This window comes from Chloroflexota bacterium (assembly GCA_026706485.1).
Classification (GTDB): domain Bacteria; phylum Chloroflexota; class UBA11872; order UBA11872; family UBA11872; genus JAJECS01.
Window position 1 is genome coordinate 72,659 of record JAPOYR010000008.1, and the last position, 13,104, is coordinate 85,762.

At 68.8% G+C, this 13,104-nt stretch carries 14 protein-coding genes; 10 read left to right on the forward strand and 4 right to left on the reverse strand.

What is annotated here, in order from left to right; all coding sequences use genetic code 11:
- The first annotated feature begins 7 nt into the window (after positions 1 to 7).
- Both OXG79_06350 and OXG79_06355 read left to right on the forward strand, forming a co-directional pair.
- Positions 8 to 655: a thiamine diphosphokinase gene (locus OXG79_06350; GenBank protein ID MCY3783389.1), complete on the forward strand. Its 648-nt coding sequence runs from the start codon at positions 8 to 10 to the stop codon at positions 653 to 655.
- 301 nt (positions 656 to 956) lie between these two features.
- Complete coding sequence (locus OXG79_06355) at positions 957 to 1,259, forward strand: hypothetical protein (protein MCY3783390.1); 303 nt, start codon at positions 957 to 959, stop codon at positions 1,257 to 1,259.
- Positions 1,260 to 1,583: 324 nt separating this feature from the next.
- On the opposite strand, the gene OXG79_06360 is transcribed toward OXG79_06355, so the two are convergent.
- Positions 1,584 to 1,949 (reverse strand): hypothetical protein, encoded by a 366-nt coding sequence (locus OXG79_06360; protein MCY3783391.1) that lies wholly within the window; start codon positions 1,947 to 1,949, stop codon positions 1,584 to 1,586.
- A gap of 170 nt (positions 1,950 to 2,119) precedes the next feature.
- On the opposite strand from OXG79_06360, the gene OXG79_06365 reads away from it, so the two are divergent.
- The 7 genes from OXG79_06365 (at position 2,120) to OXG79_06395 (ending at position 9,443) form a co-directional block, all read left to right on the forward strand.
- Entirely contained in the window at positions 2,120 to 3,892 is a 1,773-nt protein-coding gene (locus OXG79_06365; GenBank protein ID MCY3783392.1) for a cation:proton antiporter, read from the forward strand.
- A gap of 122 nt (positions 3,893 to 4,014) precedes the next feature.
- Positions 4,015 to 4,896: a pyridoxal 5'-phosphate synthase lyase subunit PdxS gene (gene pdxS, locus OXG79_06370; protein MCY3783393.1), complete on the forward strand. Its 882-nt coding sequence runs from the start codon at positions 4,015 to 4,017 to the stop codon at positions 4,894 to 4,896.
- Positions 4,897 to 4,908: 12 nt separating this feature from the next.
- Complete coding sequence (gene pdxT / locus OXG79_06375; GenBank protein MCY3783394.1) at positions 4,909 to 5,487, forward strand: pyridoxal 5'-phosphate synthase glutaminase subunit PdxT; 579 nt, start codon at positions 4,909 to 4,911, stop codon at positions 5,485 to 5,487.
- 190 nt (positions 5,488 to 5,677) lie between these two features.
- On the forward strand, positions 5,678 to 6,682 hold the full coding sequence (locus OXG79_06380) for a hypothetical protein (protein ID MCY3783395.1): 1,005 nt from the start codon (positions 5,678 to 5,680) through the stop codon (positions 6,680 to 6,682).
- Between the two features lie 3 nt (positions 6,683 to 6,685).
- Positions 6,686 to 8,164: an AAA family ATPase gene (locus OXG79_06385; GenBank protein MCY3783396.1), complete on the forward strand. Its 1,479-nt coding sequence runs from the start codon at positions 6,686 to 6,688 to the stop codon at positions 8,162 to 8,164.
- Complete coding sequence (tmk, locus tag OXG79_06390) at positions 8,161 to 9,117, forward strand: dTMP kinase (GenBank protein ID MCY3783397.1); 957 nt, start codon at positions 8,161 to 8,163, stop codon at positions 9,115 to 9,117. Before OXG79_06385 ends, tmk begins: the two co-directional genes overlap by 4 nt.
- The gene (locus OXG79_06395) at positions 9,114 to 9,443 is read left to right on the forward strand and encodes a cyclic-di-AMP receptor (GenBank protein ID MCY3783398.1); all 330 of its coding nucleotides are present in this window, start codon (positions 9,114 to 9,116) and stop codon (positions 9,441 to 9,443) included. Before tmk ends, OXG79_06395 begins: the two co-directional genes overlap by 4 nt.
- A gap of 7 nt (positions 9,444 to 9,450) precedes the next feature.
- On the opposite strand, the gene OXG79_06400 is transcribed toward OXG79_06395, so the two are convergent.
- Entirely contained in the window at positions 9,451 to 10,605 is a 1,155-nt protein-coding gene (locus OXG79_06400; protein ID MCY3783399.1) for a pyridoxal phosphate-dependent aminotransferase, read from the reverse strand.
- Between the two features lie 104 nt (positions 10,606 to 10,709).
- Between OXG79_06400 and OXG79_06405 the strand changes: the two genes are divergently transcribed.
- Positions 10,710 to 11,711 (forward strand): GNAT family N-acetyltransferase, encoded by a 1,002-nt coding sequence (locus tag OXG79_06405; protein MCY3783400.1) that lies wholly within the window; start codon positions 10,710 to 10,712, stop codon positions 11,709 to 11,711.
- 117 nt (positions 11,712 to 11,828) lie between these two features.
- Here OXG79_06405 and OXG79_06410 read toward each other — a convergent pair whose 3' ends face one another.
- Positions 11,829 to 12,596, reverse strand: a complete 768-nt coding sequence (locus OXG79_06410) for a methyltransferase domain-containing protein (protein MCY3783401.1) — start codon at positions 12,594 to 12,596, stop codon at positions 11,829 to 11,831.
- Positions 12,593 to 12,937, reverse strand: coding sequence for a hypothetical protein (locus OXG79_06415; GenBank protein ID MCY3783402.1), 345 nt, complete (start codon positions 12,935 to 12,937; stop codon positions 12,593 to 12,595). Before OXG79_06415 ends, OXG79_06410 begins: the two co-directional genes overlap by 4 nt.
- Between the last annotated feature and the right edge of the window lie 167 nt (positions 12,938 to 13,104).

Consider the following 13,104-nt stretch of genomic DNA (forward strand, 5'->3'; position numbering starts at 1 on the left):
AATCTCGGTGCACGCCGTCGTAGCGCTCGGCGGTGACGCCGAGCCGACCCACGTCCGGCGGGCGCTCGCGCGCGCGCAGATTGTCATCGCCGCCGACGGCGGCGCCGCCCACGTTGAGGCTGCCCGGGGCGTCTGCGACGTGATCGTTGGAGATCAGGACTCGGTTCCGGCCGCGACCCTCGACCGAGCGCGCGCCGCCGGCGCGGACATCCGCGATTTCCCCACCGCCAAGGACGCCACGGACGGTGAGCTGGCGCTGCGCGAGGCCCTGAGCCGTGGAGCTACGTCCATCACCATCGTCGGCGCGTTGGGCGGACCGCGGGTGGATCACCTGCTGGCCAACGTCGGGCTGCTGGCGCACCCGGACCTGCGCGACGTCGACGCCGTGATCGAGGACGCCGCGCATCGGATCTGGCTCGTCGGCGGATCGTCGGCCTGGCGCGGCGCGGCCGGCGACTGCGTGACCCTGCTCGCCGTCGGCGGCGACGCACACGGCGTCACCACCCAGGGTCTTCGCTATGCCCTGCGGGACGGTGTGCTCCCGCACGGCTCCAGCCTCGGGGTCAGCAACGAAATGACCGATCCGCAAGCCGAAGTCTCCGTCGCCCGCGGCTCCGTGCTCGTGATCCACGAGTATCGCCGAGCCGCCGGCTAAGGCGTACATCGGTGGCCCGCGCTGCGTGCAGCGTGGGAGTTCGCGCCGGCCTGACGACCTGACTCCCTGACGTGCCATTCCCAACGCCGTGAGGATTCCGCGGACGCTGGGCCCGCCCCCGGCCTCTTAAGTTTCTCGCTCCGCTCGAAATGACATGGCGAGGGCTGAAAATGACAGCGGTGTTGCCATGTAAAAAAAGTCCACGCCCGCAATGTGCGGTGTAGAATCTTGGGCCGGGGGGCAATGGCGCCCGCTCTGGTGAATCTGGAGGCCGATGATGGGATCCAGGAAGAAAGTCCTCGTGGGGACCGCAGCGCTCGCCGCCGCCGTCGGGACGCTACTTGGTATATGGCTTTGGCTGCTGTATTCGCCCATCCCGCCACCTACCGAAGCCGTGTCCATCCCCAGCGCTACCGCGGCGATCCAGCAATCGGGCGTCTCGGCGAGCGGCTTCGCCGCAGGGGTGGCGGCCATGCTGGTGGGCGTGATCTACGTCAGCGCCGTCGCGGCGATCCTGTGGTTTCTGCTCGCGTTGGCCTGGCGGGCCTTCGTGCACCTCGGGCATCGGCACCGGGAATACGAACGGCGGCACACGGGCGTCTGACGCGAGTCCAGATCCGGTGGCCCGCGCTGCGCGCAGCGTGGGACTGGCCGCCGCGCCCTCCCCCTCCGAGTCGTTCGCCGCCCGCCGCCGGACCGCCACGTCCGTCATTCCGAACGCCCCTCCTGTCATTCCGAACGCCCCTCCTGTCATTCCGAACGCAGTGAGGAATCTAAGGCCGCTGCGTCTTCTCCCGGCCCCTTAGATTTCTCGCTCCGCTCGAAATGACAGGGGTGAGACGCCAGACTAGCCATCCCGTAGGCCGCGAGGTTCTTCAGACGCTCGTGCACGGGCGGATGGGAGTCGGCAGACGCAGGCTCGAGCCTGTCAGTCCTTCGAAGAAATCTCCGCCACCATGGTTTCGACCAGGCTGGACGGATTCGACGGAAACACCCTATCGCTGTGGAAACTCCCCTCCCGATAGTCATTCGACGTTCGCGACAGCCAGGCCATTCGCGCGCGCCACTGTCCGCCGCCGCCCCCGTTCTTGAGCAGCCGCAACACTTCGAGACGCGCCTCCGCCCGTGCGCGAAGGAAGTCACACGCGAAGTCCTCGTCGCCGTGAATCCAGTTGTCCAGAGTCTTTCGCGTCACGCCCGCCAACGCCGCGCAATCTCCCAGCGTCAGGCCGTCGCCAGCCGCAGCCACCAATCGGCGGCGCACTTTCGGGGTGAGCTTTGTGGGTCGTGCCATTGCGTTACCATTGTAATCAAATTGTATCCAGCGCCCCAAAGGCATTTTTCACAGATCGGAATATAGTTCGTATTCGAAGTTAAAGCCCGAACGTGTATAAAAACCCCGCCCACCGCCTCGCGGGATTCCGCCCCGGCAGCCCATAGACTTGAGCGCCGGCACGGAGTTGCGTGAGCCGGGGGGCGCACGTGGTGGAACTGGAGCTGTTCGGCGAGCTGGCGGTCATTGGCGGACTGGCCGTGGCCACCGCGATTGGGCTGCATCGCTTCGGCCTTCCGTCGACCGTCGGCTTCCTCGTCACCGGCGCCATCGCCGGACCGCACGGCCTCCGACTGGTCGGCGACCCGGAGCACATCGAGCAAATCGCCGAACTGGGCGTGATCCTGCTCCTGTTCGCGGTTGGGCTCGAGTTCTCCCTCACGCGCCTGCGCTTCATCTGGAAGGCGGTCGCGTTCGGCGGCTCGTTGCAGGTGGGCGTCACGACGCTGGCCACGCTTGCCATTTTGGTAATCGCCGGAGACACCGTCGCGCGCGGCATTGTCTTCGGGCTTGTGGTGGCGCTCTCGAGCACGGTGGTCGTGCTGCGCGTGCTCACGGTTCGCGGCGAGCTGGATGCGCCGCACGGACGCTTCATCGTCGGGGCGCTCATCTTTCAGGACCTCTTGGTGATCCCGCTGACGTTACTGGTGCCGGCGCTGGCCGGCGGCGAGGGCACCGGAGTCGCCGTGGAGGTCGCGTGGGAGCTGCTTCGCGCGGCATTGGCGGTGGTCGCCCTGCTCGTCGTGGCGCGATTCCTGATCCCGCGAGTCTTTCGCGCCGTGGACGCCACCCGCACGCGCGAGGTCTTTCTGCTCACCGTGATCTCGATCGCCCTGGGCTCCGCCTGGCTGATGAGCCAGCTCGGGCTGTCGGTGGCCCTGGGCGCGTTCCTTGCCGGAATGCTCCTCGCCGACACCGACTACGGGCACCGCGCGACCAGCGACATCATTCCCCTGCGCGACGCATTTACCAGCTTTTTCTTCATCTCGCTCGGGATGATCTTCGATTGGCGGGTGTTCGCGGACTCCCCCCTGCTTGCGGTGCTGATCGTTCTCGGCCTCGTCTTCGGCAAGGCCCTGGTGGCCTCGCTGGCGGCGCTGGCCATGCGAAACCCGGCGAGCGTGGCCTGGCGGTCGGGCATCTCGCTGGCGCAGTTTGGCGAGTTCGGCTACGTGGTGCTCCTGATCGGCGCCGGCGTGGGACTGGTCACCGACCTGGAGCTGCGCCTGGTTGTCACGACGGGCGTCGTCAGCATCGTGATTTCGCGGATCCTCATGCATTGGACCGGCGGCCTGCATGCGGGAGAGACCCTGCTGCGCCCGCTGGAACGGCTGCTGCGCGCCCGCGGCATGGACGAGCCGACGGCGCAGGACGCCCGCCTCAGCGACCACGTGGTGATCGCGGGCTACGGCGTCGCGGGCCGGCTGCTCGCGCGCACGCTGGCACAGGCGGACGTGCCCTATGTGGTCCTGGAGGTCGACCCCGACCGCGTGCGTGAGGGTCAGCGCGAGCACGCGCACGTCTACTACGGCGACGTCACCAGCCACGAGGCGCTCGAGCACGCGCGTCTCAGTCACGCGCGCGTGCTGGTCATGCTGGTCAACGACCGCGTGGCCATGCGCCGCGGCATCGGACTCGCGCGGGCCGATTGCCCGGACGTCCCGATCCTCGCGCGCACTCGCTACCTGTCCGACCGCGACGATCTGGTCGCCCTGGGAGCCGACCACGTCGTGTGCGAGGAGGTGGAAGGCGGCACCGAGATGACCGCGCGCGTGCTCAAATCCCTGGGTCTCGCCACGCCCGCCATCTACGACGAGATCAACACCGCGCTCGGCTCATCGACCGACGAGTTTCTCACCGGGGCGATGGACGACTGGACCGAAGCCACCGATCGAACGCCGTGACCGACCTTCAGTCAGGGGCCAAAACGGCGCATTCGTGCGATGCCGCGGGCAGAGGCTTAGAATTAGGCGAGTGACCGTGCCGCGATCGCCGTGATCGCCACGCGCAGCGAGTAGCGCCTCATATGGAAAAGAACACTCTCACCGTCAAGCGCGGGCTGGCCCAGATGCTCAAGGGCGGCGTCATCATGGACGTCGTCACGGCCGAACAGGCCAAGATTGCCGAGGACGCCGGCGCGGCGGCCGTCATGGCCCTCGAGCGCGTGCCCGCCGACATTCGCGCCCACGGCGGCGTGGCGCGCATGGCCGATCCCGAGAAGATCATCGAGATCCAGGCGGCGGTGACCATCCCGGTGATGGCCAAGTGCCGCATCGGCCACTTCGTCGAAGCCGAATTGCTTCAGGCCCTGGGCGTGGACTACGTCGACGAGTCCGAGGTCCTGACGCCGGCGGACGAGGCGCACCACGTGGACAAGCACGGGTTCGACGTGCCGTTCGTCTGCGGCTGCCGCAACATCGGCGAGGCGCTGCGCCGCATTGGCGAGGGCGCCGCCATGATCCGCACCAAGGGCGAGGCCGGCACCGGCGACGTGGTCGAGGCCGTGCGCCACATGCGCGCGGTCATGGGCGATCTGCGCCGGCTCACCACCATGCGCGAGGACGAGCTGGCGACTTTCGCCAAGGACGTGCAGGCGCCGCTGGACCTGGTCGCGTCGGTAGCCCGCGAGGGCCGCCTGCCGGTGGTGAACTTCGCCGCGGGCGGCGTGGCCACGCCGGCGGACGCGGCGCTGATGATGCGGCTCGGCGCCGACGGCGTTTTCGTGGGCAGCGGCATCTTCAAGTCCAGCGACCCCGCCATTCGCGCCAAGGCCGTGGTGGAAGCCACCACCCACTACCAGGACGCCGGCATCATCGCCACCGCCTCCCGCGGCCTCGGCGAGCCCATGACGGGCATTGCCCGCGACACCCTCGCGCCGGAGGAGCTCCTCGCAACCCGTGGGTGGTAGGCCGCCGCGCGCGTGACCCCCGTCATCGGTGTGCTGGCCCTGCAGGGCGATTTCGCCGAGCACACCGCCATGCTGCGCGGGCTCGGGGTCGAATCGCGCGAGGTGCGCGTACCCCGCGACCTGGAGGGTATTGACGGGCTGGTGATTCCAGGCGGCGAGAGCACGACGATCGGCAAGCTGCTGGAGATGTACGCGCTGCTGGAGCCGGTCCGCGATCTCGGCGCGTCCGGGTTTCCAATCTGGGGAACCTGCGCCGGGTTGATTCTGCTCGCCAAGGACGTGGGGAAGTCGCAGCCGCTGCTAGGCCTGATGGACATGACGGTCGAGCGCAACGCCTTCGGTCGCCAAATCGACAGCTTCGAGACCGAGCTCGACGTCGAGGGCGTGCCGGGCGGCGCGTTTCACGCGGTGTTCATTCGCGCGCCGATTGTTGGCAGCGTGGGCGACGCGGTGGACGTGCTCGCGAGGCTGGACGACGGCCGCATCGTCGCGGTGCGGCAAGGCAACCTGCTTGGCACGGCCTTCCATCCCGAGCTGACTGCCGACGCGCGCCTGCACCGCCTCTTCGTCGACATGGCGCACGCCGCATGAGCGACGCCGGCTCCACGCTCCGGTGGCCCAGGCTGCGTGCAGCCTGGGAGTTTTCCCCGGCCAGGAATCGCCCCCTCGTCCCCGCATCAGGATTGGAACACTCGATGTCTTTGTTCGGCGAGGAGACGTCTGCGAGTCCTTGTAAGGGCGGGTTTGAAACCCGCCCCTACCGCGGGCAGGCGGCAACCGCATGAACGTCACCGGCTCCACACTCGGTCCCTGGCACATTCCGACCATTGTCGGGACCTTCGTGCTGGCCAATCTGCCGCGCGTGGACGTGGTCACCTACCAGGGTCGCCATGTGCCGGCGCTCATGGCCGCCGGCGCCGCGCTGCCCACCGTGGCGCCCGACCTGCAAGCGGTTGGGGCCTGGACCGGCGCGCGTCTGCGTGGATTCGGCCTGCTGCGCTGCGCCCCGGCGGCGCGCCGCGCCAGCGTCGAGGCCCTGACTCTGCTGGCGCCGCGTGTATCAGCTACATCCGGCGACCCAGCCGGCCCGCTCCAACTGGAAACCGCCGAGGCCATGCTGCAGCGGCTTGCCGGATGCGCCGCCGCCCAGGGACGTCCGATCCTCGCGGCGCGCCTGTGGGAGAACAGCCCGTACGCCTCGGCCTTCACCGCCGGCGGCTTCTCCTCCGCGGCCATCGAGCACGAGTACGAGCGAGCGCCGGGCCCGGTGAGCGCCGTGCCGGAGATCGACGGACTGCGACCGCAGGAAGCCCCCGATGCCTGGGACGTGATGCAGCTCTATCGCGCCACCACGCCTGCCGCCGTGCAACGCGCCGAAGCGCGCACCATGGAGGAAATGGAACAACCGCCGCCGCGCAGCGCCGGCCTCTGGCGGTGGCTGAGCGACGTTGCCATCGAACGCCACGTGGTCGCCGACGAGCACGGACTCGTCGCCTGGCTGGAGCTGCGCATGGACGCCGGGGAGAGTCATCGGCTGACGCTCATGCTCCACCCGCGTGGCCACCACCAGGCGCGCGCGCTGCTGCACTGGGCGCTGTGGCGATTGGGCGCCGCGGCGCCGCGTCCCGTGCGCATTCAGATCCGCGAACCCGACTCGCCGATCGGCTCGGCCCTCGACGCGCTGGGATTCACGCACGCCAACAGCCACGCGCTCATGGTCAGGGAGGTGGCGGTGCCGGCGGCGGCGCAGGTGCGCGGCGTCGTGCTGGACGGAGCGCCCGGATAGCCCATGGAAGCAACGACCACGCCCCCCGCCGCCGCCAACGGCCCGGTGCCGCATCCCGCGGCGTCCGACGGCGAGGAACTCGAGCGGCTCCTGGCGGCGCTTCCGCCCTCAATTCGGGATGCCCTCCAGGCGCTGCCCGACTGGGACACCCTGGTCGAGATCGTGCTCGATGTCGGCCGCTTTCCGGAGGCCCGGCTGGACGCCCGGTCGGTGGCGCTGCTGGAGCGCGAGGTCACGGGCGACGACTTGGATCAAGTCGTCGCAACCGTGGGCGCCTTTACGGCCGACAATCGCGCCGGCATCGCCCGCACACTGCATCGGTTCTCGGCGCTGCGCAATCGCTCGGGGCGCATCGTCGGTCTCACCATCCGGCGCGGACGCGCCCTGCACGGCACGACGCACGTGGTGGCGGACATCATCACGTCGCGGCGCAACCTGCTGCTGCTCGGCCCGCCGGGCGTCGGAAAAACCACCATGCTGCGCGAGATCGCGCGCGTGCTCGCCAACGACGCGGACCGCCGGGTCGTCGTGGTTGACACCTCGAACGAGATCGCGGGCGACGGCGACATTCCCCACGCCGGCATTGGGCGGGCGCGCCGCATGCAGGTGGCGCAACCCGACCTGCAGCACCGCGTCATGATCGAGGCGGTCGAGAATCACATGCCGGAAGTCGTTGTCGTCGATGAAATCGGCACCGAGGCCGAGGCCCGCGCCGCCCGCACCATCGCCGAGCGGGGCGTGCAGCTCGTGGCCACCGCCCACGGCCAAACGCTCGAAAACGTGCTACTCAACCCGTTGCTGGCCGACCTGGTCGGCGGTGTCGAGGCGGTGACGCTGGGCGACGAGGAGGCGCGCCGCCGCGGCACGCAGAAGACCGTGCTGGAGCGCCGCGCGCCGCCCAGCTTTCACACGCTCATCGAGCTGCACAGCCGCGACTCGTTCGTGATCTACACCGACGTGGCCGAGACGGTCGACGCCGTGCTGCGCGGCCTGCCGGCCCCCGGCGAGCGCCGCGTGCGCCTGGCCGACGGGCGCACCGAGCGCGAGACGTTCAGCGAGCCGCCGCAAGACTCCGAGCGTCCCGCCGCAGCCGTACGCGGACCGGGAGCCTCGCCGCGCAGCCGCGCATCCTCGGGAACCTTGCAGATTCTCCCGTTCGGCGTCGGGCGCAATCGGCTGGAACAAGCCATCATCAATACCGGCATCGACGCGCGCCTCGCGCGCGACCTTGGCGGCGCCGACATCGTGATGACGCTGCGCAGCTTCTACCGGCGCCGCCCCCGCCTGCTGCGCGACGCCGAGGCCCGCGGCACGCCGGTCTACGTGCTGCGCAGCAACACCGTCTTGCAGATGGAGTCGTGCCTGATGGAGATGGTCGAGGACGGCGCAACGGTCGACGGCGACGCGCCGTCGCGAATCGGCTCAGGCGCCGCGGGACCGTCGCAGCGGCTGCGCCTGGCGCTGACAAAGCCCCGCTCGTGACCGTCGACGGCCGGCGGCGCGGGCTGTTCATCGCCTTCGAAGGGCCCGAAGGCAGCGGCAAATCCACCCAGGCGCAGCTGCTGGCTCAGCGACTGCGATGGGCTGGACTTGACGTGCTGCTGACCCGCGAGCCCGGAGGAACCGATTTCGGTGAACGGTTGCGGGAGCTGATGTTGGATGAACGGTCGTTGCCGGACATGCAACCGCGGGTGCAAGCACTTCTTATGCTCGCGGCGCGTGCCCAGCACGTCGCCGAGCGCATCCGTCCGTGGCTGCGAAGTCGGGGCGTAGTGATTTGCGACCGTTTCTCGGGGTCGACAATCGCCTATCAGGGAGCTGGTTTCGGCCTCGACACCAGAACTCTGGATGCGATGAACAGGTTTGCAGCGTTTGGCGTGCGTCCAGACTTGACGGTGCTATTGGACCTGGATGTGCGGCTCGGTCTTGCGCGCAGCTATCGACAGCGCGGCGACGATTGGGAGAAGGCCGGCGGTATGAACGCGGAGAAACTAGATTTTCACACCCGCGTGCGGAACAGCTATCTGGATCAAGCAATATGGCAGGACTGGAAGGTGCTCGACGCTTCGAGGCCGCGGGATGAGTTGCATGTAGCTGTTTGGCACATCGCAGCTCAGCAGATCGCCACGCGCAAACTGCGTGTAGCGGATGCGGTACAGCCCCCGCTTCCATTGGGAGGGCAGAGTGAGGCGTTGGCGCTCGATGCGTGGAGGAAAGCACTGGTTAACGCCGGCATGCTGCAACCATTGACCGCAGTGCAGCCTCCGCTGCCATTGGGGGCATGGGGCGAGGAGTTGGCGCTCGAAGCATGGAAAGACGCACTAGCTAGCGCAGGCATGCTGCCGCCCGCAATTCCACAACAGCGCACCCTGCCACTGGATGTGTCTCTGGAGTGGTCCCCCGAGCCGCCGACTGATCAAGCCGGTCCCGCGTGAAGCTTTTCATCATCATCGTGCAACAGCAGGACGCCGACGGGCTGGCGGAGCTGATGCGCGACGCCGACCTCCGCTTTACCCGCATCGATTCGGCGGGCGGCTTTCTGCAACAGGGCAATGTGACGTTCCTGACCGGCGTCGACGACGAGCGCATCGGCGAGCTGATGGCCCTGATCAAGCGCGGGGCCACCACCCGTGTGCAGATGGTGAGCCCCATCCCCGCCATGGTCGAACCCGGCGAGCTAGCGGTGCCCTATCCGGCGGAGGTCCAAGTCGGAGGCGCGACGATCTTTGGCTTCGACGTGGAGCGGTTCGAGCCGCTCTAGCGGCAGCTCAGGCTCGGGCGCCGGCCAGCCAGTCGGACATGCGCCTGACGCCCTCCCGCAGGTTCTCCCGCGAGTTGGCGTAGGACAGCCGCAGCGAGTCGCGCCCCACGTCGCCGAACGCGCTGCCGGCCAGCACGGCCACACCTGCCTCGTCCAGGAGCCCGGCGGCGATCTCGTCCGCGTCGCGATCGAAGCCCGAGAGCTGCGGAAATACGTAAAAGGCACCTGCTGGCCGCTGGCACGACACGCCGGGGATGGCGTTGAGGCCGTCGACGACCTGGTCGCGGCGCGCCTTGAACTCGGCGACCATTTCCGCGGCAGCGTCCTGCGGTCCCTGCAGAGCCTCGATGCCGGCGATCTGAATGAAGCTGGCCGTGCAGCTGGTGATGTTCGTCTGCAACTGCGAGAAGGCGGAGGCGAGATCGGCCGGCATGACGCCGTAGCCCATGCGCCAGCCGGTCATGGCATAGGTCTTGGAAAAACCGTCGAGGATGATCGTGCGGTCGCGCATGCCGGGTTCGGCGGCGATGGACGCGTGCTCGATCTCCCCGTACATGATGCGGCAGTAGATCTCGTCGGAGAGCACGTAGGCGTCGTGATCGACCAGCAGCTCGCCAATGGCCCGGATGTCGGTGGGCTCCAGCACGCCGCCGGTCGGGTTTTGGGGCGAGTTGAGAATCAGCAGCTTGGTGCGCGGCGAGAGCTTGTCACGCAGCTCATCGAGGTCGAGCCGGAACTCGCGCTCCGGGCGCAATGCCAGCGGTACCGGGGTCGCGCCGACGAAGTCGACGACCGACTCGTAGATGGGGAAGCCGGGGTCGGGATAGAGCACTTCATCGCCGGGCCCGCACAGCGCCGTGATGGCGAAATACATGATCGGCTTGGCGCCCGGGGTGACGACGACCTCGTCGGGATCGACGACGATGCCCCGGGTCTCGCCGACGTGGGAGGCGATGGCGGCGCGAGTTTCGGGCAGCCCGGCCGAGGGGCCGTAGTGGGTGAATCCGTCATCGAGCGCGCGCTTGGCGGCTTCGATAATGTTGGCGGGGGTGTCGAAATCCGGCTCACCGATTTCGAGGTGAATGACGTCGCGGCCCTGGGCTTCGAGCTGTCGGGCGCGAGCCAGCACGGCGAATGCCGTCTCGGTGCCCAGCCGCCCCATGGCGGGCGCCAGGCCGGGATGCGTGAGCAACGCCACACTTGCCTCCTGCACAGGTGAACCAGACGGGCGGCCGACGAAGCCGCGACAACGAGGGCGATTCTAGCGTGCCGCATTCCGAGGCCACGGACTCCGGGTCGAGCGCGCCGGCGGCGCGGCGCATGCGGTCGGAGGACGTGGACTCGGTAGCGCACGTGCTCACGCAGGCGTTCGCGCCGCCGCCCGGCACGAGCCCTCCGGGACCGCGCACGCTGGTTTCCAACCACCTGGCCGATCGCTGGCACGCCCAGTGCGCCGGGTCGTGGGTGGTGGACGCGCCCGGATTTGGCCCCGTGGGCGCGGTCTTCGCCGTGGTCGAACCGGATGTCGGGTGGATCGGGGGACTCGGGGTTCATCCGGCATATCGCGGCGTGGGCGTGGGACGCGCGCTGACGACGGCGGCGCTTGGGTTCCTGGACGATGCCGGCTGCGCCATGGTTGGACTGGAAGCGTCGCCGAACGATGGCGTGGCGCTGGGCGCCTATGCGCGGCGCGGCCTGCGTCTGGTGGACGTCACGCTGCGCCTGCGGGCGAGCGCCGCGGCGCTGGCGACATCGGGCGTGGCTGTCGAACTCGAGGTTCGGTCGGTGCCCAAGGCAACGGCGTTGGATGGACCCGCGCTGGTCGAGCCGGGCGGTTCGCGAACCGCCCCTACTTCCTCGGATGAGAGGTTGGAATCCGATCCCTCACGCGCTGCTGAGGACCGCGTGGAGCTTCACGCGGCGGTACCGCTGTCGGGGGCCGCTTTCGCGGTTGTGGGGCCGGGTACATGCCTTGTGTGTGATCCCGAGGCCGTCCCCGCTGGCGAAGTCCTGGAGGCGCGGCTCGGGTCCTTGGGCCGCGACGGTCACTCGGTCGCGGCCGCGTGCCGTGGCCTCGGGCGCCTGGCCGTGACCAGGCAGTTGCGTTATGTCGAGTTGGATCTTGCGGTGGGGTCGGGAGCGGGGCTGGCCGAGGTGTCGCGCCTCGGATTTCAAACAGTCGCCAGCACGGTCCGGCTGGCCCGGCCGGCGGCGGCCTACCGCCGGGAATCGGACGATGGGCTGGAGATCGGGCGCTGGTCGCTTTAGAGCAATGTCACATTCAAACTGGCACACAATGAAGAACCAGCCCGTTCGTGGTGAGCCTGTCGAACCACGACCGGCGACCAACGCCCTTCGACAAGCTCAGGGCGAACGGGCGTGTAGCTAATCCAGCGCCTTGGTCGCCACCGCGATGAGGCGGTCGCCTTCGCCGTCGTAGGGATCGAGCGCCCAGGTGCCGTAGGTTTCGATCCGCTCGAATCCGGCGCAGCGCAGGGCCAACTCCAGCTCGAATCGATGTACGTAGCGCAGGGGCATGCGGCTCACGCGTCGCTGCACGCGGCCGTCGCCATCGAGCGTGTCGTAGATGTGCAGGGCGTCGATGCGTTGCGCGCCGGGGTCGACCTCCCACGACACGAAGTGCGTGACCGTCATTCCCTCGGCATCCGTGAAGCTGCCTTGGGTCCGCAGCACGCCGTCCCACGCCGCCAGCCGATCGAGCGTGGGATTGAAGACGTCGACGGCCAGGATGCCGCCCGGCTCGAGCACGTCGTTCACACTTTCCAGCGTGTCGAGCTGATCCTGGGTCGATTCCAAGTGCAGGAATGAGTCCAGCGCGCAGAACACCGCGCCAAAGCGGACGCGCGACGACAAGCGCCGCATGTCGCCCGGCTCGAGCTCGATCTCCAGGCCACGCTCCTCCGCTCGTCGGCGGGCGATGGCGAGGAGCGCCGGCGACGCGTCGATGCCGTGCACCGCGAATCCAGCCGCCGCCAAAGCCGTGCCCACGCGCGCCGTGCCGCACGCCAGGTCCAGAATCGGTCCGCCGGCGCGCTCCGCCAGGTGGGCGTACATCGGGAGATCGTCGTCCCAGTCGTCATGCTCGGCCGCATAGAGCTCGGCAATGGCCGCGTAGGGATCGGGTGTGCTCACCGGCCAAAGGGCATGCGCCGGATGAGCAACTCGGCGCTGATGACGACCAGGACAATCAGAATCACCGCCGCCGGGGTTGCGACGCTGTTCACCGCCGCGGTCGCCACCGCCAGGGCGCCCACGGCGACCAGGACGGCCTGCCGGGTGACGGTCAACGCCGGCGGTCGCGGCGCTGAGGCGTCGTCTCCGGTTCGCAGCCAGGCGCCGATGGCCCAGGCAAAGAAAAAGGCTCCGAAGCCGGACAGGGCCACGAAGGCCAAGACGTTTTCGGTCCGGTCCGGCGAGGTGAAGACCAGCACGTAGCCCAGCAATGCGAGCGTGACCAGTCCACCCAGCCACATGAGGCCGGAAGTGACCCGGGTGAAATCGCGCGCTGCGCGTGGGCCAGTGCTGCGCGCCCGGTAGCCGCGTGGGGCCGGCGTTGCGAGGTCAAGTGTGGACTGCGGCGCGCCATCGTCCTTTGCGGCGGGTGGCTTGGCGGGGGACTCTTCAGCGGACTTGGCAGCCG

Coding starts and splice junctions, on each gene's coding strand:
- OXG79_06360 (MCY3783391.1), bottom strand. CDS start 1,949: ATGGCACGACCCACAAAGCTCACCCCGAAAGTGCGCCGCCGATTGGTG.
- pdxS (MCY3783393.1), top strand. CDS start 4,015: ATGGAAAAGAACACTCTCACCGTCAAGCGCGGGCTGGCCCAGATGCTC.
- OXG79_06415 (MCY3783402.1), bottom strand. CDS start 12,937: ATGTGGCTGGGTGGACTGGTCACGCTCGCATTGCTGGGCTACGTGCTG.
- OXG79_06400 (MCY3783399.1), bottom strand. CDS start 10,605: ATGGGGCGGCTGGGCACCGAGACGGCATTCGCCGTGCTGGCTCGCGCC.
- OXG79_06380 (MCY3783395.1), top strand. CDS start 5,678: ATGAACGTCACCGGCTCCACACTCGGTCCCTGGCACATTCCGACCATT.
- OXG79_06385 (MCY3783396.1), top strand. CDS start 6,686: ATGGAAGCAACGACCACGCCCCCCGCCGCCGCCAACGGCCCGGTGCCG.